A 26,868-nucleotide genomic window follows, 5' to 3' on the forward strand; every position below is an offset into this window, starting at 1 on the left:
TTAGCAAATTTGTATATTGACGGAGGAATAACTGAAGTTGAAACTTCTTGCATTTATCAATGATGGGAAGGGTAAGTACAGTAATGAGTACAGGTTGTTAGAAGTAACTTGATTAAGGAACCGCAAGTAGATTTAGAGGTATGAAAAATGGTAAATACACTTTTAAAATTTATTACATGGAGATGACATGGATGTTTAAATTAATGAAATTAGAAATGGAAAAGGTTAAGATGGGGGGATATATAAAAGGAGCCATAATCGCAAACATAGTTATAATAGCTATATTCGCAATGACAATTGTTGTATCAAAAAATGTAGGGGACATAGACTTCACTAGCCTTACTTTTACTTTTTCAATGGTTGATACCACGGTAAAAGCTACTTTTATAATATTTGCTTCAGTGCTTATTGCCAGGTTCATAATTGAAGAATATAAGAGCAATACAATTACGGTATTGTTTATGTATCCTATAAGTAGAAAAAAGTTGATCATAGCTAAACTGCTCATTGTGGTGTTATTCACTTTTATATCTACAGTTTTATCTAATATCTTTATAGATTTTGTTTTATGCATTATTAATAACTTTTACAATTTTACGCCTGATAAATTAACCAGTTCCACAATAATAAGGAGTTTTATGACTATTGGCATTAATGCTTTAGCTTCTACCGGTATGGGACTAATTCCTATATATTTTGGGATGAGAAAAAAATCGGTACCTACTACAATAATATCTTCAATATTAATAGTATCTATTGTATGTTCTAATAATGGAGGGTACTCATTAGGTGATATTATTGCAATACCAATAGCACTTTCTATTGTAGGAGTATTTATTGCGTATCTAACTATAAGGAATATAGAACATATAGATTTGATTAAATAAGGTATTACATTGAAAAATATGGAAATAACCATCGCAGTGAGTTTTCAATAACACGGTGATGGTTTAATTTCTAGATTCTAGAGCTATTCATCCTAATATACTTATGTGGATATTTTCAATCTTTGAAAAAGTAACATAAAATTTAGAAATTAAAAGCGCTTTAAACTTAATTAGTCTTTAATTCTTAGGGAGCCAGATATCTTAACTTTAGCTTCTTCTCTTTTTAATGTTGCTTCAATGATTTTTATATCTTGTATCTTCTGTTTATATATGGATACATCTTCTAAAGTAACTTTGTGCCTTGTAAATTCGATACTTTCTTCACTAAGAGGGATGCGTATTACTTCTGTATGCATATCTTTGTGTTTTGTAGTAATATCTGCAGGAATTGTATGTTCTATTACAAGATCTACGAGTTCAACAGGCACAGTAAAACTTTTTTGTAGCGTAGAAGACTCTCTATAAATCTTAACATCTCCTGTTTGCATCCACTCTTTAGAGATATCAAGTTGTTCTTCTTTAATTTTAAGGGTAACATTTTTATTAGGGTCACATATGCTTTGTTTCAAAGCAGCTGCTTTTGGCATATATTTACCGTTTTTGTTTTCTGTGGAATCCATTGCCATGCTTTTTCCCTCCACTTATCTTGAAAAACACCTCACGAGCCATTAGTGAGGTGTTTTCTAATTTATTGTTTTTGATCGGTTCCATTGTCAATTATATTGACATCACCAATTTTATTTATTCGAGCTTCTTCTCGTTTAAGGGTCTCATCTATATGCACTGTATTTTCAATTTCGTGTTTATGAGCTGAAATTTCACCTGTTATTACTGTATGTTTACCTACATTAACTTTCTCCTCACTTACAGGAATGTTAATGGTTTCTTCACTAGTAATAGGGGAATCACTTGCTTCATTGTTTAAGGTTCTTCTTTCAATTACTACTTCTTCACGTATTACGGGTACTTCAACTTTTTTATGTTCTTCTAAAATTTCCTTACTAATTTCTACATCACCTTTTTGTACTCTGCTTTTCGAAATATCAAGCTCTTCTTTGCGCAGACTAAGGTTTGCGGTATCATCAGTAGTTTTTTTGACAGCGGAATCACCTTTTTCAAAAAATCCATCAAGTATGCTCATATATAATACCTCCATATATTAATAATTTTAATTCATTAATATATTGTCCTTTAAAGAAATATATTATCCTAAAGATTTGTATGTAATGATTGATTCAATAAATACTAAAATGTTTAAATTAACCATTTTTTATTGTTTACTTATACATAATAATGAAGCTTGAAGGTGTAGCTGTATTCTACATAAAGATAATCATACCGTAATCTTAAGAAATCTTAAGGTTTAATTACAATTTTCTTAAACTCCTTTTTGTAATATAAGAAAGTAAGGAATATACATTTTACTTTGTTGAAAAATTTCAAATAAAATAAATGTGTTATTTACTTGAAATTAAGTTTTAAAAGTAAATAAGGAGGAGTTTAAGGTGAAGAAGAAAATCGGAGTGATTTTGATTTTAGGAATTGTATGCTTAATGTATATAAACAGCAAATATGGTAGTATAAAAGTTATAGGGGATGTAATTGAAAGGAATGCTTATATTGAATCTATTAAAGATATGTCTAATGACAATAGCAATGTAGATGATGGAGAGTTAATGTTAGTGAATAGAAAAAATACTCTGGATAAGGATTATGTTCCACATAATTTAAAAGTGGCAAAGGTTAAAATTTATCCTAACGTGTCAAATGAAGAAATGCAAATGGAAGGGAATGCAGTAGATGCACTTAAAAGACTATTTGATAAAGGTGAGGAGGAAGGAATTATACTTTATGCATTATCTGGTTATAGGTCTTATGCAACTCAAAAAGAGTTATATGAAAATAGTATTAAAATAAGAGGGAAAGGGTATACATATAAGTATGTGGCAACGGTAGGTAAAAGTGAGCATCAATCAGGGTTAGCAATGGATATAACTAATGCTGAAAAGAGTACAGGTTTTGAAAACACTAAAGAAGGTAAATGGCTTCAAGAGAATGCTTATAAATTTGGATTTATAATAAGATATGGAAAAGGAAAAGAAGATATTACAGGTTATAATTATGAACCTTGGCATGTAAGGTATGTAGGTGTCGAGAATTCAGAGAAAATTTACTCAAAAGATATTACTTTGGAGGAGTTTTTAGGATCTTAAACAATCAAAGCATATAATCAAAGTATGTTTGGTATGATATTACCTGTGTTTTTAGTAAATGAACTTGGAATAAATCTTCCATATTTTGTGTTTCTATATTTATGTTCGACAAATATATTTTTAAGTTATATACTTATTAAAAATGTATAAGTTTCAACCTTAAGTACGCTTAGAAGTTATATATTGAACAAAATGCTATCTGAACAAATAAATGGAGTGATTATATGGGTAAAAATATATTAGTTGTAGATGATGATAAAGAAATAGTTAATTTAATTGAAATATATTTAACCAATGAAGGACATGATATTTACAAAGCATATGATGGGGAACAAGCTTTGCAGGTTATAGATAATTATAATATAAATCTTATAATACTAGATATAATGATGCCTAAAATTGATGGTATAAAAGTGTGTAACAAAGTTCGCGAGAAGCTTAATATACCTATAATTATGTTAAGTGCTAAAAATCAAGATTCAGATAAAATAAAAGGGCTATTGTCAGGAGCTGATGATTATATGGTAAAACCATTTAATCCTTTAGAGCTTATGGTTAGAGTTAAGTCTATATTTAGAAGAATTTACGAATTCGATAAAAATAGCAACGAATTAAAAGATAGAGATATTATAGTTATAGGACCACTTAAAATTAAAAAATCCACTCATCGGGTAGAAGTATATAATAAGATTATTGCTTTAACTTCTACAGAGTTTGAAATATTACACGTCTTAGCTAATAATCCAGGGAGAGTTTTTAGTGCAGAAGAAATATTTCAAAGGGTTTGGAAGGAAAAATATTATCAATCTAATAATACAGTTATGACTCACATGAGTAAATTAAGAGATAAGCTTGATGAGGTTTTAGATGGTGAGAAACTTATTCATACTATATGGGGAGTAGGGTATAAAATTGAAAAGAAAACTTATATATAAATTAGAGTTAAAAGTAGTTTTTAATATATTACTTGCTTTTCTATTATCAGCATTAACAATGGCAGTAATGTATATTATGTGGAAGTTTTTTTTGGAAATAGGTGCAATCTATTCACAACAAGTTTTAGATAGAATTTATAGGGCAAGGCTACATTACGATTTTATAAAGATAGCAATTGAACTATGGATAATAATTTTTATAAGTTATTCCCATTTATTGCTTTACAAGAAGATTAAGTACTTTGTAGAAGTCGATGAACATATAAAAGCTATAGCAGAGGGTAGGATAGATAAAAAGATACCAGAACAATCGAAAGCAGAGCTAGGGAAAATAGCTAAAAATATGAATGAAATAATAGAAAAATTAAATAAATCAATAGAGGAAGAGCGGAGATCCGAACAAACAAAGTATGAATTAATAACAAATGTATCTCATGATTTACGTACTCCATTAACATCAATACTAGGGTATCTTGAACTCATAGATAAGGATAAATATAAAGATGAAGTTGAACTTAGATATTATGTAAATATTGCCTATGAAAAATCAAAACGATTGAATAATTTAATCAATGATTTATTTCAGTATACTATAATGAGGAATAGTACTTTAAAATTAAATAAAGAATTAATAAACGTAATTGAACTAATAAATCAAATGGTATTGGAATTTAGGCTAGAGTTTAGAAAAGTAGATATAGAGTGTAGGACATATTTTTCGGAGGATAAACTCTTAATAGTGGCTGATGCAGTTAAAATGGCTAGGGCATTTGAAAATCTAATTTCTAATGGCATGAACTATGGTAGTGGGACTGAGTATATTGACATATGTACTAGGAAAGAAAATAATAGTGCGGTTATAGAGATAATTAATTATGGTGAGCCAATACCAAGTATAGATGTACCTTTTATTTTTGAAAGGTTCTATAGAGTTGAAAAATCACGTTCAGGATTTACTGGAGGTTCAGGATTAGGTCTCGCTATAACCAAAAGTATAATAGAGCTTCATGAAGGTGAAATTTTTGTTGAAAGCAATTATGAGAGAACTGCTTTTATAATTAAATTGCCCTTGGATAGTTAATAAGGTGATAAATTCCCAGAGCTAAACAATAAACGAAATTGCAGCTACTAGAGGTGTATCAAATACAGCAATTGCAATTACTTGGATTCTAAGGCATCCTGCTAAAATCCAGCCATTAGTGGGTACAACAAACCAAAAGCGTTTAAAGGATATTTGTAAGGCCTCGCAGGTTAAACTAACAAGGATTGAGTGGTATGAGATATATAGGGCGGCGGGTAATAAGCTTCCATAAATAGCTGATATAAGAGTAATAAAGTGAATTACCTAAGGATGGTATAGGTTAATTCACATCTGTAGCTATTAATATAAAAGCATCTTAGGCTACAGGTATTTAATGAATATAACAAGTTGAAAAATATCTTCTTTATACAATTGCAGTAAGTTTATCAATTGAAATAATACAGTTAGTTTTTAGTTTAGGTTCTTGGATATTGATGATATTATATTAAATGTTTTAGGATCAATTTTAGGATTTTGGGTATATAAAATGGTAAAAAAATTTAGAAGTTACCGCAAAATTCTTAATAAAGTCAATTTATGACTTCAGAATAAATATCCAAATAAAAAGGCTACATTCCCTTTAAGATAATTTAAAGGAATGTAGCCTTTTTATTTTTTTTATGGAGCGGTTGTTTATAATATGAGAATTGGGACCAAAGCTTTGTAATAATATTTCTTAATAAATTGTAATCTTAAGAAATCTTAAGAATTAATTACAATTTTCTTAAACTCCTTTTGGTAATATTAGAAATAAGATAGTGAAGAAGGTAATGTACAAGCTTTGAAGAGTAAATATGTTTTGAACATGATAATAAACTAGGTGCAGAGATATGGAAAGGTAACATCCAGGTGAGATATATATTTTGAGGGTAAGGCGAGATATGTAAATACCATAAAATAAACAGGTTATTAAAATAGCAATCCTTTAAATGGTTAAAAGGATGAGTTTTAAAAATATTAAATTAAGGAGTTTATAATTTTACTCCTGTAAAACGTGATGAATAAATAATACATAAGAGAAGAAAAGTGCAATCTTCTGTGATTAAACAAAACCAGCACAAAATAAGGAGATGTTTTATTATGCTTAAAAAACCTAAGAAGAAAACAAAAGTAATTTTTTTGTCATTATTATTGATGGTTGTCATTGTCCTTCTCGTATATAAATCTATTACTATCGTTGGAGGCCGATCTTTACATGATAAGAGTGGCGATAATAAAACCACGCTGAGGCCCTCGGTAATGGTAGCATCTGACCCATCTAGTTCTATATCTTCAAATAATCTGAATAGTCCTCATGCGATTCTGGTCTGCTTAAATGATCACACTATCATGATGCAGAAAAAGAGTGAAGAAAAAATTAATCCTGCGTCCTTGACCAAAATAATTACCGCAATTGTTGCAATAGAAAATTTGTCAAATTTGCAGGAAAAAATAGAACTCCCTAATTCTATGTTTAAAAAGCTGTACAATGCAGATGCTTCAATGGCCGGCTTCTTACCGAATGAGCAAGTCAGTGCAATTGACCTGCTATACGGGGCGCTGCTACCAAGTGGTGGGGAGTGTTCTATTGGGCTTGCCGACAAAATTGCTGGTTCAGAGCAGAACTTTGTAAAGATGATGAACCAAAAGGCGGCAGAGCTCGGTATGAATAACACCCATTTTGACAATGTGACTGGACTTGACAATAAAAATCACTATACAACGGTTAAGGATATGACTATAATTCTTAGCTATGCACTTAAAAATGATACATTCCGTAAGATTTTCACTTCTTCCAGCTATTCAACCCAATCCACGAATAAGCACCCTGATGGGATAACATTTAACAGTACAATGTTTGAAAAACTTAACGGTTCAAATATTGGTGGCGGAAAAATTTTAGGAGGAAAAACTGGGTATACCGATAAGGCTGGTCTATGCCTCGCAAGTCTCGCTAAAGTAGGCGGGAAAGAATATATTTTGATTACAGTCGGTGCTAAGGGAAATCACAAATCTGAGCAGTACAATATTACCGATGCATTAACAGTGTACAACAACTTAGGAAAAAAATAAGCTTCCCATAAAAACTTATTAACAACACTACTCGTATAATGATTACCTAATTTATAATATGATAAATGCAGGATACTGTATTGTTGTATTTAAATATAATTACTGTAAATTCAACTGTAGGTATGGACCCTTCAAGTAATACAAAGGTAAGCTCAATAGCTACTATAGAGGAACCAAACTCAATGAAATATTATGCGAGACAGACAGCAGTACCAGCAGCACGTAGGCTATTTTCAGATTTGTTTTCAATAATGAATATATCTCCATATGATGCAAATGATAAAATTAACAAAAATGCTACAAAAAAAAATTAAAACTATTGTTTAATTATATTGCTTAATAAGTTGTAATCTTAAGAAATCCTAAGATTTAATTACAATTTTCTTAAACTAATTCTTGTAATATTAGAGAGTAAGGAAAAGATATTACAAATAAATAGATGGAAGGATAGATTATATGACACGAAAGAGAATTACACAGATATTCCCATTTTTATTGCCACTTAGAAAAATGCAAAGAAAAAATTTCTTCTACATACATATGTATTTTGATAAAAACAGCTATGCGAAAACGAAAGAAGATAATGAATTACTCTACAAGGTATTCGAAGCAGGGTCTTTGTTGATAAACGACAACAGTGGATTTGATTTACAATATCAAATTAATAAAGTATATAACCTAAAACTTGCTGCCAAAACAGTTAACAATATTTTAATACAACCTGGAGAAACCTTTTCCTTTTGGCAACTTGTCAAATCAGCCGACCGTTATGAAAATTATAAAGATGGATTAGTCTTACAGGATGGAAAAATAGTAGGGGAGTATGGTGGTGGACTTTGTCAATTAAGTAATTTAATTTTTTGGTTGCTGATTCACACCCCACTTACAATTGTAGAGAGACATACCCACGATATTAAAACATTTTCATCAGAAGCAAGTGATATTCCCGAAGCTACGGATGCTACTGTCAGTGAGGGGTGGTTGGATTTAAAGGTTAAAAATGAGACAAATTCCATATTCCAAATAAAGATTACATTCAATGACAGCTATATGCAGGGTTGTATTTTGACAAATAAAGAGCTAGATTTCACGTACGAAATATTTGATCGAGATATATCCTATTATAGAAAAGGGTGCAATGTATTTCAGCAGGTATCTATTTATCAAAGAAAGTCAGATGAAAAATTACAACAGTTTTACGATAGTCTTCTTTATAACAATATATGTGAAATAGGATATCAGTTACATGATGATATAGAAATTATAGAAAAAGGAGAATAATACAATGAAAAAGAAAACAATTGCAATCATATTTGGGGGATGTTCTAGCGAATATGAGGTTTCCTTACAATCTGCTTATTCTGTTATTATAAGCCTTAACCTGGAATATTACGATGTAATCCTAATCGGTATTACGCGGTGGGGAGTTTGGATGAGATATGATGGTTCACCGGAGCAAATTCGTGACAATACATGGATGGATATTGGGGCCTGTGTTCCGGCTATTATTTCACCTGATCGGCATATTCATGGGATGCTTGAGTTTTATGATGATAAGATAATTGCGACCAGAATTGATGTGGTTTTTCCCGTCCTTCATGGAAAAAACGGTGAGGACGGAACAGTACAAGGTTTATTGACGATGGCTGGTATCCCTTTTGTAGGATGCGACACGTTGAGCTCGGCAATGTGCATGGACAAAGACATTGCCCATAAAATCGTTCATTTGGCTGGAGTAAAAACGCCCCCATCAATTTTGCTTAGATCTAAGATTTCCGATGCAGAACTGATGGAGCGGATTGTTCCCTTAAAATTTCCAATGTTTGTTAAACCCGTAAGTGGAGGGTCCTCTCTTGGCATCACAAAGGTTTCGCAAGAGAGTGAACTTCAAGGTGCGATCGCTGTCGCCTTTCAGTATGACAATAAGATCCTCATAGAGGAAGCAATCAATGGATTCGAAGTTGGTTGCGCTGTCCTTGGCAATGATTCACTTACTATTGGAGAGGTGGATGAGATAGAACTGTCGAATGGGTTTAATGATTATATCGAAAAATACACCCCGAAAACCTCCCAAATTCATATGCCTGCCCGCATTGACGCAGATATGGCTGTGCGGATCAAGCGGACATCTGTCATAATTTATCAGGCGCTGCGATGTTCCGGATTTGCACGGGTAGACCTATTTTTAACACCGGATAGAGATATCATTTTTAATGAAGTCAATACCATTCCCGGGTTTACTTCTCATAGCCGCTATCCCAATATGCTTAAAGGAATTGGTATGACTTTTGATAAAATTGTAGATTCCCTAATAATGCTGGAGATGAGACGATGAGGACACTGACATTAGACCCTAAAGATACTGCGAACCTTAGCAGTATGATTTTAAAAAAAACGAAAAGAATGGAATTTAATTCAAAACAAACACATATGGACAGAGCGTGGATTGAAATCAATTTAACCAACTTAAAACATAATGTGAAAGCCTTAAGTGAGGTTCTTTCAGATGGATGCGAATTGATGGCTGTTGTGAAAGCCAATGCCTATGGGCACGGCGATGTGGAGGTAGCAGCCAATCTAAACCAATTGGGCGTTAAATCTTTCGCTGTTGCCACAATAGACGAGGCTATCCATTTGCGGATGCACGGAATTGAAGGCAATATACTGATTTTAGGTTATACCTCACCGAAGAGGTCTAGAGAAATGCTTTGTTACAATTTGATGCAGACGATAACCGATTATGACCACGCAAAACAGCTTAATGTGTTCGGAAAACTTATACAGGTTCACATTAAAATTGATACTGGTATGCATCGTTTGGGTGAACGCTGCAACAACACGATGGAGATTGATAAAATCCTGGGATGCGAGAATTTGAAGGTTTGTGGAATTTTCACTCATCTATGCGTCGCAGATAGCACAAAAGCAGATGATACTGAATTTACCATAAATCAATTTCATAGTTTTTATGCACTGTTGCATCGGCTTGAGAAACTTGGGCATACATTACCTAAAATTCACATTCAAAGCAGTTATGGAGTCTTGAACTATCCAGAACTCCAATGCGATTATGTCAGAATCGGAGATGCACTATACGGTGCATTAAGTTCGCCCGATAATAAAACAAGAATGCAGATAAATTTGCAACCTGTTCTGGCTTTAAAAGCGAGAATTGTACTCGTAAAAACAATTTATACAGGAGAAAGTGTCAGCTATGGCCGTCAATTTATTGCACAAAGGGAGACACGCGTTGCCATTCTTCCTATAGGTTTTGCAGATGGCCTGCCGAGAAGCCTTTCCTGTGGAGTGGGTTATGTCTTGATTCACGGCTGCTTTGCACCAACAATTGGCCGGATTTGTATGGATCAACTCATGGTTGATGTCACCGATATTCCTGATGCTCGTAAAAATGAAATTGCTACATTGATTGGTTGTGATGGCCCAGAGAAAATTACAGCACAACAATTAGCTAAAAATGCTGGGACAATTGCCAGTGAACTGCTAAGTCGTTTAGGAGGTCGGTTGAAAAGGGTAATTTTATGAATCTACAAAAATTTACAAGTAATTACAATTGAAATTAATATAATTATTAAAAAAAAAGGAATAGTATATAAATGTACGTTATAAACAAAGCAAGGATCAAAATGGCTAAGCAGTTTCAGTACACTTAGAAAATAATAATGTATGCATAACATTTATTGATCATGAAAATAATTTTACTTCTGAACCAGAATTTGAACCTATGAAATAATAGGGAAATGCTGAGAAGAAGCCCGAGCCGTTATTGATATTCTGTATGGGAATGGGAAGCTTTGGGCGGCCATTTTAATTGTCCCTGTGAGAACTAAAGCGATAAAATTCATAACTAGATTATATGAGGAGAAAAAATAATGCAAATAACACAAATGATAAGAAGAAATAGGCGGAAAAACAAAGGCCTTGTAACAATAAAGAATATTTTAATATTATCCTTAATTATTGGAAGTTTTTCTGGGGGTTATAAGGTATATAATCATTTTTATAATAAAGATGGACAAGCTAGTAGGGTAGAAATAGTTAAGGATGTTGAAGAAACTAAACCTAAAAATGAAGGTAGTACAACGGATAGAGGTCTTATCAAGGGGTCAAATGTGAACGAAAAAGGGGATAAGTATACCTATGATATTTCAAAATTAAAGGGTTTAATGAGTAGTAAGAAAGATGGTAAAAAAATGGTTTTTCTTACTTTTGATGATGGGCCATCTGTCACGGTGACTTCTAAAATATTGGATGTATTAAATGAAGAAGAAGTGAAAGCAACTTTCTTTTTAATTGGGAAAAGCGTAGAAGCTGATGAAAAAAGTAAGCAGATAGTAAAAAGAGCTTTTGAAGATGGTCATGCCTTAGGAAATCATACATATAGCCACGATTTAAAAAAGATATATCCTGGGAATAAGATTGATATAGGAACCTACATGAATGAAGTTAATGAAACCAATGAGGTAATAAGAGGAATTATTGGACAAGATTTTCATACAAGAGTTCTGAGAATGCCAGGTGGATATATGTCTAGAAAACACTATAATGACCCTAATTTGGATGAGTTTAGTACTAGATTAAAGGAAAACAATATGTATGAGATTGATTGGAATGCCTATGATTTTGATTCAGAGGGGAAAAAGAAAACTGCAGATGAAATATTCGAGTTAACAAAAGCATCTATAGGAACTACTGAAAAGGTAGTCCTTTTGATGCATGATACATATGGTAAGGAAGAAACGGCTAAAGCATTACCTAGAATCATAAGGTATTTAAAAGAAAAAGGATATGAATTTAGAACATTGAGATAGGGCTAAAATTCATTTAGTAGCTAAAAAAAAGCTAAGAATAATTATTAATCTTCCGTAGCTTTTTCAATATCTAATAGTCCGCTTATTTTAGTGTACAGAACATCATATCGATTAGCTTGCATGCACCATTAAATAAATCAATAGAGGAATAAATGGAGGTATTATGAATAAACGAGAGAGAATTAAAACAGTCTTTTTATATGGTGTTTTCATTTGTTACATACTTTTATTAAGTAAAATATTGTTGTTATCAAGAATTTCGCATTTGGAGCATAGGTCAATCAATCTCATTCCTTTTTATAGTATAATGCAATATATATCTGGCAGTTCTGCGAATATAAAAGCATTTGCTTTTGGTAATGTGGGTGGCAATATAGTTATTTTTATTCCACTTGGTACATATTTGTCATTATTCAAAAATGATAAAAGAGTAATAACCAATTTGTTGTTTATATTTATAGTGAGTTTGTTTGTTGAAATCATTCAGGGGCTTTTAGGCATTGGAGCATCAGACATTGATGATATATTTCTAAACTGTTTGGGTGGATTGATTGGTATTTTAGGGTATAAGTTTTTATTGTGTATATTACGAGATGAGAAAAAAGTACATACTGCAATCACAATACTATCTGCCATCGGATTACCTTGTGTATTATATTATTTATTCATGGTGAGAATGAGATTCTGAATAGCTTTATTGATTATTCCTTTCCATAATATTATATTTTTAAATATAGCATCCAAAAGGTGGATTAAGGACTATTTCATAAAGTATACTTTTTGAAATAGTCCTTAGGCGTTTGTATTGTGTACCAAAAGTACATCTTATTTATTTCTGACATATTTCAAATGGTGACTACATGTTTTGAAAGACAAACATAGAGTTATAAAATTCATAAAAATGTCGAATAAATCCTATTGAAATTTACATAACCTTGCAGTATACTAAATGTGAAAGCGGTAACATATTTCAGAAAATTAAGTCTTAAGGGTATTTATTTAGAATTTTACAATCGTTTTCCTGAAAGTGAGGAGGGCTAAAATGACAGTGACAATAAGTGATATTGCGCAAAAGTCTAAAGTATCACATGCAACAGTGTCAAGAGTTTTAAACAATTCAGGTTATGTAAAAGATGAAACAAGAAAAAAAGTTCAAAGGGTAATTAAAGATCTAAATTATACACCTAGTGCTATAGCTAGAAGCCTATCCAAAAGCAAAACTAATACTATTGGAGTTATAGTTCCTGATATAAACAATTTGTTTTTTGGGGAGATTATTAAAGGTATCACTGAAATTGCGGATGAACATAATCTAAATATAATTCTTTGTGACACCGATGAGAATAAAGATAAGGAACTAAAAGCTATTAATGTTCTTAAGCAGCAAAGGATTCAAGGACTCCTCATAACTCCAACATTCTACAAGGATTCAGGTAATAGTGAAAACTTAAATGCACTTAAAAACTTAGAAATCCCAATAATTTTAATTGATGGGCATGTTGAGTATCTTGATTTTAGTGGAGTTTTTATAGATCATATAAAAGGGGCTTATGCTGGAACAACTACTTTAATAGAAGAAGGTCACACAAAAATTGCTATAATTACAGGAAATATGAATTCTAGACCTGCAAAAGAACGATTGCTAGGATATAAAAAAGCATTAGAAGCTAATAATATTCCTATAGCAAAGGAATATATTTTTTATGGTGACTATAAATATGAAACTGCTTATGAAATCACAAAGCAAATATTGAAAATGGATAATAGACCTACTGCTATTTTTGTAAGTAGTAATACCATGATTTTGGGATGCATAAAAGCCTTCTATGAAGAAAAACTAGATATACCGCGTGATATGGCGATAATTGGATTTGATAAGATTGATATGTTAAATATAATAGGGATGAACATTAGTTTTATTAATGGGCCATCTATTGAACTTGGTAGAATTGGAATGAAGATGTTATTAGAAAATTTAAATAGTAACAAGCCTACCGAAATTAAAAGAGTAACTATTTCGCCGGATATTCTATTAAAAGGATCAGAAAAGTATATAGAAAATAAATTTATAAAAGATAAAGGAGAAGATTAAAATGAAAATAGAACAATATATAGACCATACACTATTAAAACAAGAAGCCTGCGAGGAGCAAATTATAAAAGTTTGTTCTGAAGCTAAAGAATACGGGTTTGCTTCAGTATGCGCTAATGCATATTACGCATCACTTGTAAGAAAAGAGTTAGAAGGAAGTAACGTAAAAACTTGTATCGTTGTTGGTTTTCCACTGGGAGCTACAACAAAAGAAGTAAAAGCATTTGAAACAAAACAAGCAATTGAAAATGGTGCGCAGGAAATAGATATGGTGGTTAATATTGGTGCTATAAAATCAAACAAGTTTGATGTAGTAAAAGATGAAATTAAAGCAGTAGTTGCTGCTTGTAAAGGATACGCACTAGTAAAGGTAATAATAGAAACTTGTCTTTTAACAGATGCACAAAAAGTTAGGGCATGCCAAATAGCTAAAGAAGCTGGAGCGGACTTCGTAAAAACTTCAACAGGATTTTCAACAGGCGGAGCAACAGTTCATGATGTAAAATTAATGAGAGAGACTGTAGGACCAGAAATGGGAGTTAAAGCGTCTGGAGCAGTAAGGACAGCTGAAGATGCAAAAGCTGTTATTGAAGCAGGCGCTAGTAGAGTAGGAGCTAGTAGTTCTATAGCAATAGTTCAGGGGTTTAAATAGTCAAACTATAATTATTAAATTTGAAGACATATAAATATATTTAAAATGAATAATTAGGGGTGAGTAGTATGAGAATGTATGATTTAATAATAAAAAAAAGAAATGGCAACCAACTTACTACAGAAGAAATTAATTTTTTTGTTGGCGGATATACAGATGGAACTATCCCGGATTATCAAGTTTCAGCATTACTTATGGCTATATACTTTCAAAAAATGAATAAGAGAGAAACTAAAGATTTAACAATGGCAATGGTGAATAGTGGTGAAACTATTGATTTATCTTCTATTGAAGGTGTAAAGGTTGATAAGCATAGTACTGGTGGTGTTGGTGATACAACTACTTTAATTCTTGGGCCTATTGTTGCAGCAGCAGGCGTGCCAGTTGCTAAAATGTCAGGAAGAGGACTCGGACATACTGGCGGAACTATTGACAAGCTAGAATCATTTGAAGGCTTCTCAGTTGCCATGTCAATTGAAAAGTTTATGCAAAATGTAAACAGAGCTAAAATTGCTATAGGGGGTCAAACTGCTGATTTAGCGCCAGCAGACAAGAAACTATATGCACTTCGTGATGTTACTGGGACTGTTGATAATATGTCTTTAATTGCAGGAAGTATAATGAGTAAAAAAATAGCTTCTGGAGCAGACGCTATAGTACTCGATGTAAAGACAGGTAGTGGTGCATTTATGAAAAATGAGGATGATGCATTTGAACTTGCAAGAGAGATGGTTGATATAGGAACTAATGTAGGTAGAAATACTATTGGTGTAATAACTGATATGGACCAACCATTAGGTTACGCAGTTGGTAATGCTTTAGAAGTAAAAGAAGCTATAGATACATTAAAAGGTGAAGGTCCAGAAGATCTTACAGAACTTTGTTTAACCTTAGGAGCACATATGCTTGTATTAGGAGGAAAAGCAACGGACGCGCAGCAGGCGAGAAAAGTGCTTGTGGATATTATAAAATCAGGAAAAGGTATCCAGAAATTAAGAGAACTTGTAGTATCACAAGGTGGAAATCCAGCTTACGTAGATGATCCATCTATATTCCCAATGCCAGCTATTATAGAGCCCATTATATCAATCCATGAAGGCTATGTGAAAGGAATAAAAGCTGACGACATAGGAAAGGCTGCTTTAGTTTTAGGGGCTGGGCGTGAAACTAAAGAAAGCAAAATAGATTTATCAGTGGGAATTGTTCTTCATAAGAAAATCGGAGATTTTGTAAACAAGGGTGAGGCTATTGCAACTGTTTATGCAAGTAGTGTTGAAAAACAAAAAATATCTGTAAAAATGGTATTAAATGCGTATGAAATAGTACAAGAAAAAATAATAGCTAAGTCATTAATCAAAGGTATTGTTACGAAAGACGGTACGACAAGATTTTAATGACATTTCAGAAGGAAAGTCTCCCATATATATAAGTGGGAGTTACATACCCTAACAAATAGAAAACTTCAGTGGGAGTATAAATCTCCTTCTGAAGTCGTTAATATTGCAGCTCCGCAGGAGATGATTTAATAAAGTAAAGAATAGAGGGGGAATACCCTCTATTCTTTTTTCATTGGAAATTATATAATTTACATTGTTTTAGCAGGCTGAGAGAGGTATATATTATGGAAAATGCATTTGAGCAAGCACCAGTAATACATACTTTTTTCTTTTTTATTTGAGTTAAAGTGCAGTTTAGAGGTACAATGTATATAAGCTGGGGGGCGATACATGATGAATATTCTAATTGTAGAAGATGAACAGGATATTAGAGAATTGCTAGAGATTCATTTATCAAAAGAAGGATATCAAATATTCACAGCAGAAGATGGTATGCAAGCTTTAAATATATTTGAAAATAAAGATATAGATATTGCACTACTTGATGTTATGATCCCGAAAATTGATGGATTTAAGGTTTTAAAAAAGATTAGGGAAACTAGCGAAATACCGGTGATTTTTATTACTGCAAGAGAAGAAGAGTCGGATAAAATCCTTGGTCTTGGACTAGGGGCTGATGATTATGTACTAAAACCTTTTAGTCCCATTGAAATAATTGCACGAGTTAAGGCTCAGCTACGACGGTATTATAAATATTCTAATAAAACTTATAAAACTGGAATAATAATTGGAGAGTTAATGCTAGACAAGGAAAGTTGTATTATTTATAAAAACAATATAGAGATAGTTTTAAATCCAAAGGAATATAGGTTGCTTGGGTTTATTTTAGAGAATCCGGGAAAGGTATACACCAAAAAACAGTTATATGAAATAGTTTGGGGCAATACATATTATGGGGATTCTAATACTATTATGGTGCATATAAGCCATATTAGAGAAAAGATCGAAGACGATCCTAAAAATCCTAAATATTTAAAAACAATAAGAGGTATAGGATATAAAATGGAGAAGAACCATGATTAATAGAAATAAATTAAAAAAGATAGCAACATATTTTAAAAGTAAGAAGATGGAAACTCAATTATTCAAAAATTACATTTTATTTTTGGTTATTATAATTGTAATATTTATACTAGCCATGGGTGCTTTGTTTTTTTACATTTCCATTGATTATGTTGATCCATCAACGGATAAGGCTACAGCACAGTATATGATAAAACAAAATTATAAGGATATTAATGTAACGAATTTTATAAAACATAAGGGATATGTTGAAGTGCTTGATAAAAACCTAGTTATTGTGATGGAAAATGGAAGTAACCATAAAGCAGGTTTTAAGTACTCACTAGATTATTATAATGATATGATTACTAATAATTTAAAAGATGGTTATTTTTATTCTAGTAAATATGGCGAAAATAAAGACTTTATTTTAATCACGGCTATGCCTGACAGTATTTTTGACGCATATACATGGGGGCTTGAACATAAAGAGCAAATAGAAGAAGCCAATAAACCTAAAAATACAAGACATATTTTTTTGAATATATTTCCCTTTATAATATTTATATTTTTAATATCTACAATGGTACTTTATTCTAAACTCACATCAAGGATTTTTGTTAAACCATTAAAAAAGCTATTACAAGGGGTTAATACTATAAAAAATGGAGAATATTCAGCTCGAGTTGAAATTAATTCTTTGAATGAAATAGGTCAACTAAAAGATGCTTTTAATCTAATGGCTGAAAAAATACAGCAAGAAAAGCTACTAAAGGAAAAAGCGGAACATAACAGGAAGAGGATGATCCTTGATATATCTCATGATTTAAAAAATCCATTAACAAGTATATTGGGGTATTCTGAATTCTTATTAGAAAATGAGGATATCTCATCAGAAGATAAAAACAAGTTATTAAAAGTTATTAATAATAATAGTAGACGAGCGAATGACTTGATTCAAGATCTTTTTGAATTTTCTCGTGTTGAAAGTACAGAATATAAATTAGATATAGGAAATCATGATGTAGGCGAGTTTTTAAGAGAACTTATTGCCGGGTATGTTCCAATGATGGAGCAAAAAGGTGTTCAATATGAAGTTGATATTACCGAAGATGAAGTTGAAATACCGTTTGATAGAAAAAATTTAGATAGAGCTATAAGTAACATTATACTAAATAGTATTAAATACAATAGTCCAGGGATTACTATTAGTATCAAGCTGTTAATAGATGATGGCACGACTGTAATTATTATTGAAGATGATGGAGTAGGAATATCTAAGGAATTTGAAGGAGATATTTTTGAGCCTTTTGTTAGAGTGGATTCTACAAGAAACTCAAAAAATGGTGGTACAGGACTTGGGCTTGCAATATCAAAGGCAATAATTGAAAAGCATGGAGGGAGTATATATTTAGGGAGCGATATAGAAAAAGGTTGCAAATTTATAATTAAATTAAAGGGGTACGGAGATAATGCATCGACGATTTCATAAGGAGATTTATGCTCCTTCTGAAGTTTTTTATTTGTTATAGTCCGTAACCCCATCTTATAGAAGAGGAGGACTTTTCTTCTAAAATATCGTTAAACTAATTTGTAATATTATATACTTTTTTGTATTAATGATAGCTTTTGTGATAAGATTATATAGTTATACATACGAGGAGGAGATTTTTTGGATAGCTCAAAACAATTAGGAGAGGAAAATATAGGTAAGTTACTTATGAAGTTTTCAATTCCTGCCATTATAGGAATGCTAGTTAATGGTTTATATAATGTTGTAGATAGAATATTTATAGGAAGAGGAATAGGAAAACTTGCACTATCAGGAGTTACAGTTACATTTCCTATTGCTATTATGATTATGGCGTTTGCAATGCTTGTGGGAATTGGAAGCGCCGCACTTATATCTATTAAACTTGGACAACAAAAAAAAGAAGAGGCAGAACATATCTTAGGAAATGCCTTTACTCTTCTTATTATACTTTCAATTGTAGTAACTGTTTTAGGGCTTATATTTTTAGAACCCCTGTTACTTAAAATTGGAGCGAGTAAAGATATATTGCCATATGCTAAGGAATACATAACAATAATACTTATAGGCGGAATATTTCAAAGTGTAGGATTTGGACTGAATAATATAATAAGGTCTGAGGGTAACCCGCGAGCAGCTATGGTTACAATGTTGATTGGGGGAGTATTAAATACAATTTTAGACCCAATTTTTATTTTTGTTTTTCATATGGGAACTAGAGGGGCGGCTATTGCAACTATTCTTTCTCAGGCCATAAGTATGATATGGGTATTATCCTATTTCTTTGGTGGGAATAGTGTGCTAAAAATACGCTATAAAAATTTAAAATTAGATGCTAAGGTTGTAAAAAGCATTTTTGCTATAGGTATGTCTCCATTTTCAATGCAACTTGCTGCAAGTATAGTATCTATTATTTCTAATAGAAGTTTAGTTAAATATGGTGGGGACATGGCCCTCGGAGCCATGGGAGTTATTATGAGTGTGGTGATGATGGTGTTAATGCCTACTTTCGGAATTAACCAAGGGTGTCAACCAATTATCGGATACAATTATGGATCAAAAAACTATGGACGAGTAAAACATGCCCTAAGATTAGCAATAATCGCAGCTACAACTATTACTACAACTGGATTTATAATTATACAGGTGTTTCCAAAACAAATTATAAGTTTGTTTAATAAGGATCCAGAACTAATAGTAATAGGTAGCCATGGCATTAGAATATACCTGTTTATGCTCCCTATAATAGGATTTCAAATAGTTAGTTCGAACTACTTCCAAGCTATAGGTAAAGCTAAAATATCCATATTTTTAGGATTAAGCAGACAAGTAATACTCCTTATACCATTACTATTTATTCTGCCAAGGTTCTTTGGATTAGATGGTGTATGGTTATCGGGACCTAGTTCGGATGCAATAGCTTCAATTATAACAGCCGTGTTTATTTTTGTAGAGATAAGACATTTAAATAAACTACATAATGAAGGCCTGGATGTAATTACATAACAGGCTACGTTAAAATAAATAACAAATATTTTCATGCGCAAAAAAGTATATATTACGTATAATACATTCAAATTAGTAGTTCTTAGCGAAATGAATGCATTAATAGTAATATATACTTTTTTATTTATTTTTTATTATCAATTTTATTGAGCTTTTTTTCTAGATTTTTTATTCGGGCCTCTATTTTTTTTAATGTCTTGCAATAATCTAAAAGGGAGTCATCAATGTGATTATTAGTTTTAAAAATTGCGTACAGTTCTTTTCCTATATCTTTGTAGAGATCTTCCATACTGTTCTCTTCAGAATGGATTTTATATTTAAGTTTTGATATTTCAATAAAATATTCAGACTTGTTTGATATAATATCTAAACTATTACTTATTGAATCTTTAATTTTGTCCAAATTGGGTGCGGAAGGCATAATATTCCTCCTTTTTATGGTGCAGTCTGAATTTAATGCATAGACTTAATAATATATTATTTAATATAATGTGTATTTGTGACTAAAAAACATGAAGATGTTACATATTTTATTTTGAATTAAGTATAGCAATATCATGACTATAAGAATAGACTAAACTATACAAAGAACAACAGAAATAAGGTGATAAAAATCAGAGTATTTCAATTAAAAAATAATAATGAACACCATATAGGTCAGGATATATTTAATATGGAAATTGAAGAAGCAAAAAAAATTAATTGTATAATTATCAATAATCCAGTTCAAAGTGATTGTTTATGTATTATAAATCATCTAGTATGTAAATCCGAAGAAAATAAAAATATCGCACATTTAATCATTGCAAATGAGGATAAACAGTTAGAAAATATAACTAACTTTGGTAGTTTAAACATTGGATATGAATACAATATAGCGGAGGCTTACGGAAACTTAGAAATAGATACAGTAAATATTGAAAAAAATCGAGAGGTAGACATGCTAGATGAACATTTTCTAATAATACTTCCTGGAGGTAATATTCATATAAAATTAGAGAAACCTCAAGAAAAAATGATTTTGCAAATAAGCGTCGGTCATCAAGTTATTTAACTTTTTACAAGGTGCATATCTAAAAAAATAACTAGTGGAGTTACTAGTTATTTTTTTAGATTACTAAATATACGGCTTATATATAAAGATTAGTAAATAATATAAAATGTGATATAATTTATAATGAATACATAATAGAAGGAGAGATAAATATATGAATCCAATAGTAACAATTAATATGGAAAATGGAAAAGTAATAAAGGCTGAACTGTTCCCAGAAGTTGCACCTAACACGGTAAATAATTTTATAAGTCTTATAAATAAGGGATTTTATAACGGACTTACTTTTCATAGGGTAATTCCAGGATTTATGATTCAAGGTGGCTGCCCTGAGGGGACCGGTGTCGGTGGACCAGATTATTCAATAAAAGGTGAGTTTTCTTCTAATAAATTTAAAAATGATTTAAAGCATTCAGTTGGGGTTCTATCAATGGCTAGATCTAATGATTCAGATTCAGCAGGAAGTCAGTTTTTTATTATGGTAGCTAATTCTTATCATTTAGATGGAAGTTATGCAGCTTTTGGAAAAGTAACTGAGGGTATGGAACATGCTTTAGAAATAGCTAAGGTAGAAAGAGATTTTAGAGATATGCCACGTAAGGTGCAAAGAATAAAAAGCATGAGCGTTGATACTTTAGGAATTGAGTACGATCAGCCAGAAAAAATGTAATAAAAATATTAAATTGTAGGGGGGATGTATGGTGGAGCTTATTAATGAAAAACATATCCTTGCATATGGACTAACCGAGGATGAAGAAGAAAAGCTTAATAGTTTACTATCAAAACAAAATATGTTACCTTGCAAAGTAATTGAGAAAGATATGGGCAACCTAACAATTAAAGAAGTATTAGAGAATATAGAAGGTGAAAAAAGCAAAATAGAACTACCACCTGAAAAATTACTTTTATTTAATAGTTATAAAGATAAGGAACTGTATGATTTAATTGATAGTATAAGGCAAATTAAAAGCAGTAATACTATACTAGCCGCTGTAACACCAACATCTATAAACTGGACGATTAATTATCTTATGCAACATCTAATTGAAGAAAGAGAAGCCTATAGAAAAATGGAATAAGGCATGTGGCACAAAATATAAATCTTCTGCAAGATAGCAGGAGATTTATATTTTAGGGGAAATTATTTAATTGGAAAGGTGGAGAATTATGAGCAGAGTAGGAGATAGAATTAAAGAGGTAAGAGAATCAAAAGCGATAAGTCAAAAACAATTAGGTAAAAAAATCGGAGTTTCTGAAAACTTTATTAATGAAGTTGAAATGGGAAAAAAGATTATAAACGAGAAATTTTTAGAAAAAATATCTAAAATCTTAGGGGAAGAAATTGAAGATACATCTGTATCATTTCAAGCCGCTGAGTATGTAGAAGAAAGAAAACCAAAGCTCGAAAGACCTAGCGTGGGAAAAGTAAACGAGGTATGGAATGATGCGTTTAGCTCAGTGTTAAAAGATGTTTCTATTTATAAATATGATTTAGCTAAAGCGATAGGTGTAAAACAAATGCCAATAATATCAAATAAAGTAGAAGGATATGCTCAAGATAAAGTATTGTTTTTAGAAATAGAGAATGACGATATGCTTGGGTTTAGAATTTGTAGTGGGGACATTGCTTTTGCTCATTTGACACATGAAATAGAAAATAATGCTATTTCGCTAGTGGATTACAATGGAGAAAGAGTGTTAAGACAAATAAAAAAATTAGATAGTAATAAAATATTGTTAATAAGCAATAGAGTTTCATTAAGAACTGATACAGTTAAACATAATGACATTAAGATAATTGCAAGGTTAGATAGAGTAGAGTTTAAGGTATAAGTAACAATAAATTATGAGAAAACCTGTGAATTAACAATTGATTTTATTAACAAATTATCATTATTAGGTTACAATGTATCTTAAAGGGGAGATTCACTTAATAACTTAGATAACAAAAAGTAAATAACAGGTAGAATGGGGGTATTAACAGTATGAAAGGGACAGTAGTAGCTACATGGATGAAAACTTGTAGAAAGCTTTATGGCGATGGTGTAGTTAATAGTGCGATGGAATCTGCGGGGTGGAATTCTCGTAAAATATTTTCACCAGTTGAGAATGTAGATGATGGACAGGTTAAAAATGTAATAGGTAATATATCAAAGAAACAAAACATACCTATTGAAAAATTATGGAGAACCATAGGAAAAGATAATATAGACGCTTTTCATAGAGACTTTCCTGCATTTTTTCATACTGAGAATGTTTATTCATTTTTAAAATCACTATTTGATATACACGTGGTGATGACAAAGAAGTTTGAGGGGGCTAAGCCACCACTCGTGGGTATAAACCCTATTTCTAGTCGCGAGGCTATTTTTACTTATAATTCTAAGAGAGCGATGTTTGATTATTTTCTAGGTCTTTTAGATGGAACTTGTGAATATTTTAATGAGAAAATTGAAATTCAGCAAATAGAAAAAACTTCAGATAGTCTAAGTTTAAAACTTACATTTGAAAATGATATTTATTATAAAAAAACATATAAAATTAATAAAATGATATCTTTAGGGTTTATTAATAATATATCTGGAAAAGTAGGGCTATTTACATTTATTACAGCTTTACTCGGAGGTATGATAATAAGTAGGTCAGATAATATCGCAGCGGTATTAGGAGTTGCAGTGCTTTCTGGAGCTGCTTCAAGCTTTGCGTCTTTTATAATGGGAAGGCCTACAAAGCTAATTTCAGATACTATAGACCAAATTAACAACAATAATTATGTTGAAGATGGAGATATAGTTACTGGAGATGAATATGAAGAGTTATACAAAAAACTTAAAGATTATAAAAAGGGGTTTAGAGCAGATTTTGTTGATTTCAAAGGCGTAACTGATGAGATGGATACTTTTGCTGAAAATATAAATAAAATTTCACAGGTAATGAACAGTACATCTGAAGACATATCAGGAGTGGTTGAGCAAATGGCTAACACTTCTGTAAGTCAAGCAGAAAATACTGAAAATGCTGTTTTAATATTAAATGATAATATTAGATCACTTAAGGATATTGTTAAAAACGAAAATAATAATAAGAATGAATTAGAAAAAGCTATTAAAAAGATAAATAATAGCTATGAAAGTGTTGATAGCACAAGTAAAAATATAGTTGGGACTTTAGAAAAATTTCAAGAGGTTAAGGATAATGGTATTAGACTAGAATCAAAGGCTCATGACATAACAAGTATAGTATCAATTGTTTCTCAAATTTCTGAGCAAACAAATCTGCTTGCTCTAAATGCATCAATAGAGGCTGCCCGTGCAGGAGAGCAAGGGAAAGGTTTTGCTGTAGTAGCAGATGAGGTTAGAAAGCTTGCCGAACAGTCCAAGAGCGCTGTAGAAGAAATTAATAGTAATTTAATCGAATTTGTTAAGGATATAAAAACACTTGTTGATAAAATCGGTGATCAGTATGATATTTTACAAAACGAAACTAAGGGTCTGGAAGAAGTAAGAGATATAAGTTATGAGGCTACAATGTCTGTTAGAACGGTTTCTACGGAAATGATAAATACTATAAATGATTTAGACAAAGAAGCAAAATCTATTGCAAATATATATGAAACAATAGAGTCTCTAGCTGCAATTGCGGAAGAAAACTCGGCAGCTTCAGAAGAGGTAAGTGCAAGTGTTGGAAGTTATACTAATGAAATAAAGAAGCTTATTGACAGTATATATGAATTTAAAAAGATAACAAGCTCATTTAAAGGTGATTTGAAAAAATATAAGATATAGCTTTTATTAAGGAGGGAAGGAGGAGATAAAATGGAACAACTACAAAAGAACGTAGCGCTACAAGAATGGAAGGATATTATTAAAAGAGGCCTACTTGGACTAAGTATACCATTAGTAAGTATGACATATCCAATGTTAAACCAATATAGAGGAGATACTAACGACCTATTTACTTTTGTAGATAAACTCATCCCTTTTAATAGATTTTTTATATTACCTTATATATCTTGGTATATATTTATAGCAATTTTTGTGACTATCCTATGTATAGTAGATAAAGGAAGGTATCTAAAGCTACTTATAACTTTAAATATAGGTATGATTACATGTTATATAATATATTATTTTTATCCAACCTGTGTTCCAAGGCCCATAATAACAGGAACGGATTTCTTAAGTAATTTGGTTTTAAGGTTATACATGGCTGATAATCCGTATAACTGTTTTCCAAGCATTCATGTTTTAAATTCAGTATTAGTAGCTTTATATATTTATGAATCGGAAAAGGTTTGTAAATGTATTAAAACAATTTGTGTCACTACAGCTGTTTTTATAATTCTATCTACTATGTTTATAAAGCAACATTATTTTGTAGATGTGCTTGCAGGCGTAATAGTCGCTTGTGTATTGTATTTTTCCTTTAAGAATCTAAAGTTTGATGTTAACGACATTTCTGAAGGAAAGTCTCCCACTTCTATAGGGGAGAGTCCTATACGGTAACAAAGAAAAAACTTCAGTGGGAGTATAAATCTCCTTCTGAAGTCGTTAATCCAGCTCCGCAGGAGATGATTCATAAAGATCAAAGCGCGGTCTATATAGAATGATTATATGCTAAAAGGTCCCCATGATTAAAACCATGGGGACCTTTTAGCATTATACTCCGATTAAATCAAAGTCGGGCACAAAAGTCGAAGATGAGCTTTCGCTTTCTTGAATAAAGCACTTGGTGATACCTAGGTTTAAGCAGTACTCAATTAGAGCATCATAATGATTAGGGTTTACTTTCTTGTTTATTTCAGGATAATTAATTGCGACTTGCATAGGGGTATATTGATTCATTAAGCTGATATATACTGAATTATTAAAGGTGTTATATATAAAATCTATTATTTTCTTAGAATCAAATAATAATCCTGGTAGCATTAGGTGCCTAATGATTACTCCCTTTTGAATTATTCCATCAGCATCAAATTTGACTTCTCCTACTTGCGAAACCATTTCAGTAATAGCGGCAGAAGCTACAGTAAAATAATTAGGAGCTTTTGAATATTTAATAGCATATTTATTGTTACAATATTTTAAGTCTGGTAAATAAACATCAATAAACCCGCGGAGCATTTTAATGGTATCTATATTTTCATAGCCACTTGAATTATAGAGAATAGGAATATTAAGGCCTTTATTTTTAGCAAGTTTCAAGGCTTCTATTATTTGGGGTACATAGTGAGTAGGGGTAACTAAATTTATATTAAGGGCCCCTCTTTCCTGCTGCTCCAAAAAAATTTCACTAAGGCGATATATAGATACCGTTTTCCCAGCGTCTTCATGGCTTATCTTATGATTCTGACAAAATACACATTTCAGATTACAATTGGAAAAGAATACAGTTCCAGAGCCATTTGCGCCGGAAATACAGGGTTCTTCCCAGTGATGCAGGGAAGCCTTAGCTATTTTTACATCCTTAGAAGCTCTACAAAAGCCTAATTCTCCACCTAATCTATTAACAAAACATTTCCTAGGGCATAAATTGCATTTTTTTAACAAGTTTAAAAAATATGAACTATCTAATTCTCTAGTACCTTTATTAATCATCTTTATCTCCTTGTTTTATAATTTAAATCTTTAGAATATA

At 31.5% G+C, this 26,868-nt stretch carries 27 protein-coding genes and 1 pseudogene; 24 read left to right on the forward strand and 4 right to left on the reverse strand.

Features of this window, described 5'->3' with window-relative positions:
- Nucleotides 1–191: 191 nt before the first annotated feature.
- On the forward strand, nt 192–887 hold the full coding sequence (locus tag ACWJJT_RS11905; RefSeq protein ID WP_220319875.1) for an ABC transporter permease: 696 nt from the start codon (nt 192–194) through the stop codon (nt 885–887).
- A gap of 170 nt (nt 888–1,057) precedes the next feature.
- Here ACWJJT_RS11905 and ACWJJT_RS11910 read toward each other — a convergent pair whose 3' ends face one another.
- Entirely contained in the window at nt 1,058–1,513 is a 456-nt protein-coding gene (locus ACWJJT_RS11910; protein ID WP_253198099.1) for a YsnF/AvaK domain-containing protein, read from the reverse strand.
- 62 nt (nt 1,514–1,575) lie between these two features.
- The gene (locus ACWJJT_RS11915; RefSeq protein WP_216302062.1) at nt 1,576–2,028 is read right to left on the reverse strand and encodes a YsnF/AvaK domain-containing protein; all 453 of its coding nucleotides are present in this window, start codon (nt 2,026–2,028) and stop codon (nt 1,576–1,578) included.
- 364 nt (nt 2,029–2,392) lie between these two features.
- On the opposite strand from ACWJJT_RS11915, the gene ACWJJT_RS11920 reads away from it, so the two are divergent.
- The 17 genes and pseudogenes from ACWJJT_RS11920 (at nt 2,393) to ACWJJT_RS12000 (ending at nt 20,177) form a co-directional block, all read left to right on the forward strand.
- On the forward strand, nt 2,393–3,100 hold the full coding sequence (locus ACWJJT_RS11920; protein ID WP_220286256.1) for a M15 family metallopeptidase: 708 nt from the start codon (nt 2,393–2,395) through the stop codon (nt 3,098–3,100).
- 224 nt (nt 3,101–3,324) lie between these two features.
- Nucleotides 3,325–4,035, forward strand: coding sequence for a response regulator transcription factor (locus ACWJJT_RS11925; protein ID WP_220319874.1), 711 nt, complete (start codon nt 3,325–3,327; stop codon nt 4,033–4,035).
- A complete protein-coding gene (locus ACWJJT_RS11930; RefSeq protein ID WP_216302059.1) occupies nt 4,013–5,116 on the forward strand; it encodes a sensor histidine kinase in 1,104 nt (367 codons plus the stop codon). The genes ACWJJT_RS11925 and ACWJJT_RS11930 overlap by 23 nt, the downstream gene beginning before the upstream one ends.
- 6 nt (nt 5,117–5,122) lie before the next feature.
- Nucleotides 5,123–5,348 (forward strand): annotated as a pseudogene (locus tag ACWJJT_RS11935) (aldo/keto reductase); the annotation flags it as partial.
- Between the two features lie 848 nt (nt 5,349–6,196).
- Complete coding sequence (locus tag ACWJJT_RS11940) at nt 6,197–7,168, forward strand: D-alanyl-D-alanine carboxypeptidase family protein (RefSeq protein ID WP_216302058.1); 972 nt, start codon at nt 6,197–6,199, stop codon at nt 7,166–7,168.
- Between the two features lie 80 nt (nt 7,169–7,248).
- On the forward strand, nt 7,249–7,482 hold the full coding sequence (locus tag ACWJJT_RS11945; RefSeq protein WP_216302057.1) for a hypothetical protein: 234 nt from the start codon (nt 7,249–7,251) through the stop codon (nt 7,480–7,482).
- Between the two features lie 142 nt (nt 7,483–7,624).
- The gene (vanW, locus tag ACWJJT_RS11950) at nt 7,625–8,449 is read left to right on the forward strand and encodes a glycopeptide resistance accessory protein VanW (RefSeq protein ID WP_220286260.1); all 825 of its coding nucleotides are present in this window, start codon (nt 7,625–7,627) and stop codon (nt 8,447–8,449) included.
- Nucleotides 8,450–8,453: 4 nt separating this feature from the next.
- Entirely contained in the window at nt 8,454–9,503 is a 1,050-nt protein-coding gene (vanG, locus tag ACWJJT_RS11955; protein WP_220286261.1) for a D-alanine--D-serine ligase VanG, read from the forward strand.
- Nucleotides 9,500–10,711 (forward strand): serine racemase VanT catalytic subunit, encoded by a 1,212-nt coding sequence (gene vanT, locus ACWJJT_RS11960; protein ID WP_220319872.1) that lies wholly within the window; start codon nt 9,500–9,502, stop codon nt 10,709–10,711. Before vanG ends, vanT begins: the two co-directional genes overlap by 4 nt.
- 347 nt (nt 10,712–11,058) lie before the next feature.
- Nucleotides 11,059–11,997 (forward strand): polysaccharide deacetylase family protein, encoded by a 939-nt coding sequence (locus ACWJJT_RS11965; protein WP_258876411.1) that lies wholly within the window; start codon nt 11,059–11,061, stop codon nt 11,995–11,997.
- A 163-nt stretch (nt 11,998–12,160) separates the two neighbouring features.
- Nucleotides 12,161–12,685 carry a VanZ family protein gene (locus tag ACWJJT_RS11970; protein ID WP_462954855.1) on the forward strand — a complete coding sequence of 175 codons (525 nt, stop codon included), beginning with the start codon at nt 12,161–12,163 and terminating at the stop codon, nt 12,683–12,685.
- 354 nt (nt 12,686–13,039) lie between these two features.
- Nucleotides 13,040–14,089: a LacI family DNA-binding transcriptional regulator gene (locus ACWJJT_RS11975; protein ID WP_462954856.1), complete on the forward strand. Its 1,050-nt coding sequence runs from the start codon at nt 13,040–13,042 to the stop codon at nt 14,087–14,089.
- A gap of 1 nt (nt 14,090) precedes the next feature.
- A complete protein-coding gene (deoC, locus tag ACWJJT_RS11980) occupies nt 14,091–14,741 on the forward strand; it encodes a deoxyribose-phosphate aldolase (protein ID WP_462954857.1) in 651 nt (216 codons plus the stop codon).
- A 68-nt stretch (nt 14,742–14,809) separates the two neighbouring features.
- Nucleotides 14,810–16,135, forward strand: a complete 1,326-nt coding sequence (locus ACWJJT_RS11985) for a pyrimidine-nucleoside phosphorylase (protein WP_462954858.1) — start codon at nt 14,810–14,812, stop codon at nt 16,133–16,135.
- A gap of 336 nt (nt 16,136–16,471) precedes the next feature.
- A complete protein-coding gene (locus tag ACWJJT_RS11990; RefSeq protein WP_216303795.1) occupies nt 16,472–17,161 on the forward strand; it encodes a response regulator transcription factor in 690 nt (229 codons plus the stop codon).
- Nucleotides 17,154–18,632, forward strand: a complete 1,479-nt coding sequence (locus ACWJJT_RS11995; RefSeq protein ID WP_462954859.1) for a HAMP domain-containing sensor histidine kinase — start codon at nt 17,154–17,156, stop codon at nt 18,630–18,632. The genes ACWJJT_RS11990 and ACWJJT_RS11995 overlap by 8 nt, the downstream gene beginning before the upstream one ends.
- A gap of 180 nt (nt 18,633–18,812) precedes the next feature.
- Nucleotides 18,813–20,177, forward strand: a complete 1,365-nt coding sequence (locus ACWJJT_RS12000) for an MATE family efflux transporter (RefSeq protein ID WP_462954860.1) — start codon at nt 18,813–18,815, stop codon at nt 20,175–20,177.
- 124 nt (nt 20,178–20,301) lie between these two features.
- On the opposite strand, the gene ACWJJT_RS12005 is transcribed toward ACWJJT_RS12000, so the two are convergent.
- The gene (locus ACWJJT_RS12005; protein WP_165412371.1) at nt 20,302–20,598 is read right to left on the reverse strand and encodes a zinc ribbon domain-containing protein; all 297 of its coding nucleotides are present in this window, start codon (nt 20,596–20,598) and stop codon (nt 20,302–20,304) included.
- Nucleotides 20,599–20,850: 252 nt separating this feature from the next.
- Here ACWJJT_RS12005 and ACWJJT_RS12010 point away from each other — a divergent pair, with 252 nt between their 5' ends.
- The 6 genes from ACWJJT_RS12010 (at nt 20,851) to ACWJJT_RS12035 (ending at nt 25,736) form a co-directional block, all read left to right on the forward strand.
- On the forward strand, nt 20,851–21,231 hold the full coding sequence (locus tag ACWJJT_RS12010) for a hypothetical protein (protein ID WP_462954861.1): 381 nt from the start codon (nt 20,851–20,853) through the stop codon (nt 21,229–21,231).
- A 154-nt stretch (nt 21,232–21,385) separates the two neighbouring features.
- Entirely contained in the window at nt 21,386–21,901 is a 516-nt protein-coding gene (locus ACWJJT_RS12015; RefSeq protein ID WP_462954862.1) for a peptidylprolyl isomerase, read from the forward strand.
- Nucleotides 21,902–21,929: 28 nt separating this feature from the next.
- Nucleotides 21,930–22,310: a DUF3783 domain-containing protein gene (locus tag ACWJJT_RS12020; RefSeq protein WP_462954863.1), complete on the forward strand. Its 381-nt coding sequence runs from the start codon at nt 21,930–21,932 to the stop codon at nt 22,308–22,310.
- Nucleotides 22,311–22,398: 88 nt separating this feature from the next.
- Nucleotides 22,399–23,064, forward strand: a complete 666-nt coding sequence (locus ACWJJT_RS12025; RefSeq protein ID WP_216303769.1) for a S24 family peptidase — start codon at nt 22,399–22,401, stop codon at nt 23,062–23,064.
- A gap of 152 nt (nt 23,065–23,216) precedes the next feature.
- Complete coding sequence (locus ACWJJT_RS12030; protein ID WP_462954864.1) at nt 23,217–25,016, forward strand: heme NO-binding domain-containing protein; 1,800 nt, start codon at nt 23,217–23,219, stop codon at nt 25,014–25,016.
- Nucleotides 25,017–25,046: 30 nt separating this feature from the next.
- Nucleotides 25,047–25,736, forward strand: coding sequence for a phosphatase PAP2 family protein (locus tag ACWJJT_RS12035; protein WP_462954865.1), 690 nt, complete (start codon nt 25,047–25,049; stop codon nt 25,734–25,736).
- 153 nt (nt 25,737–25,889) lie between these two features.
- Here the strand turns inward: ACWJJT_RS12035 and ACWJJT_RS12040 are convergent, their stop codons facing one another.
- Entirely contained in the window at nt 25,890–26,828 is a 939-nt protein-coding gene (locus ACWJJT_RS12040) for a radical SAM protein (protein WP_462954866.1), read from the reverse strand.
- Between the last annotated feature and the right edge of the window lie 40 nt (nt 26,829–26,868).

This window comes from Clostridium sp. CM041, from assembly GCF_055081035.1.

What these genes read in the sequence shown, in the direction of transcription:
- ACWJJT_RS11905 (WP_220319875.1), top strand. Translation starts at nt 192, where the DNA reads ATGTTTAAATTAATGAAATTAGAAATGGAAAAGGTTAAGATGGGGGGA.
- ACWJJT_RS11910 (WP_253198099.1), bottom strand. Translation starts at nt 1,513, where the DNA reads ATGGCAATGGATTCCACAGAAAACAAAAACGGTAAATATATGCCAAAA.
- ACWJJT_RS11915 (WP_216302062.1), bottom strand. Translation starts at nt 2,028, where the DNA reads ATGAGCATACTTGATGGATTTTTTGAAAAAGGTGATTCCGCTGTCAAA.
- ACWJJT_RS11925 (WP_220319874.1), top strand. Translation starts at nt 3,325, where the DNA reads ATGGGTAAAAATATATTAGTTGTAGATGATGATAAAGAAATAGTTAAT.
- ACWJJT_RS11940 (WP_216302058.1), top strand. Translation starts at nt 6,197, where the DNA reads ATGCTTAAAAAACCTAAGAAGAAAACAAAAGTAATTTTTTTGTCATTA.
- vanW (WP_220286260.1), top strand. Translation starts at nt 7,625, where the DNA reads ATGACACGAAAGAGAATTACACAGATATTCCCATTTTTATTGCCACTT.
- vanG (WP_220286261.1), top strand. Translation starts at nt 8,454, where the DNA reads ATGAAAAAGAAAACAATTGCAATCATATTTGGGGGATGTTCTAGCGAA.
- vanT (WP_220319872.1), top strand. Translation starts at nt 9,500, where the DNA reads ATGAGGACACTGACATTAGACCCTAAAGATACTGCGAACCTTAGCAGT.
- ACWJJT_RS11965 (WP_258876411.1), top strand. Translation starts at nt 11,059, where the DNA reads ATGCAAATAACACAAATGATAAGAAGAAATAGGCGGAAAAACAAAGGC.
- ACWJJT_RS11970 (WP_462954855.1), top strand. Translation starts at nt 12,161, where the DNA reads ATGAATAAACGAGAGAGAATTAAAACAGTCTTTTTATATGGTGTTTTC.
- ACWJJT_RS11975 (WP_462954856.1), top strand. Translation starts at nt 13,040, where the DNA reads ATGACAGTGACAATAAGTGATATTGCGCAAAAGTCTAAAGTATCACAT.
- deoC (WP_462954857.1), top strand. Translation starts at nt 14,091, where the DNA reads ATGAAAATAGAACAATATATAGACCATACACTATTAAAACAAGAAGCC.
- ACWJJT_RS11985 (WP_462954858.1), top strand. Translation starts at nt 14,810, where the DNA reads ATGAGAATGTATGATTTAATAATAAAAAAAAGAAATGGCAACCAACTT.
- ACWJJT_RS11990 (WP_216303795.1), top strand. Translation starts at nt 16,472, where the DNA reads ATGAATATTCTAATTGTAGAAGATGAACAGGATATTAGAGAATTGCTA.
- ACWJJT_RS11995 (WP_462954859.1), top strand. Translation starts at nt 17,154, where the DNA reads ATGATTAATAGAAATAAATTAAAAAAGATAGCAACATATTTTAAAAGT.
- ACWJJT_RS12005 (WP_165412371.1), bottom strand. Translation starts at nt 20,598, where the DNA reads ATGCCTTCCGCACCCAATTTGGACAAAATTAAAGATTCAATAAGTAAT.
- ACWJJT_RS12010 (WP_462954861.1), top strand. Translation starts at nt 20,851, where the DNA reads ATGGAAATTGAAGAAGCAAAAAAAATTAATTGTATAATTATCAATAAT.
- ACWJJT_RS12015 (WP_462954862.1), top strand. Translation starts at nt 21,386, where the DNA reads ATGAATCCAATAGTAACAATTAATATGGAAAATGGAAAAGTAATAAAG.
- ACWJJT_RS12020 (WP_462954863.1), top strand. Translation starts at nt 21,930, where the DNA reads ATGGTGGAGCTTATTAATGAAAAACATATCCTTGCATATGGACTAACC.
- ACWJJT_RS12025 (WP_216303769.1), top strand. Translation starts at nt 22,399, where the DNA reads ATGAGCAGAGTAGGAGATAGAATTAAAGAGGTAAGAGAATCAAAAGCG.
- ACWJJT_RS12030 (WP_462954864.1), top strand. Translation starts at nt 23,217, where the DNA reads ATGAAAGGGACAGTAGTAGCTACATGGATGAAAACTTGTAGAAAGCTT.
- ACWJJT_RS12035 (WP_462954865.1), top strand. Translation starts at nt 25,047, where the DNA reads ATGGAACAACTACAAAAGAACGTAGCGCTACAAGAATGGAAGGATATT.
- ACWJJT_RS12040 (WP_462954866.1), bottom strand. Translation starts at nt 26,828, where the DNA reads ATGATTAATAAAGGTACTAGAGAATTAGATAGTTCATATTTTTTAAAC.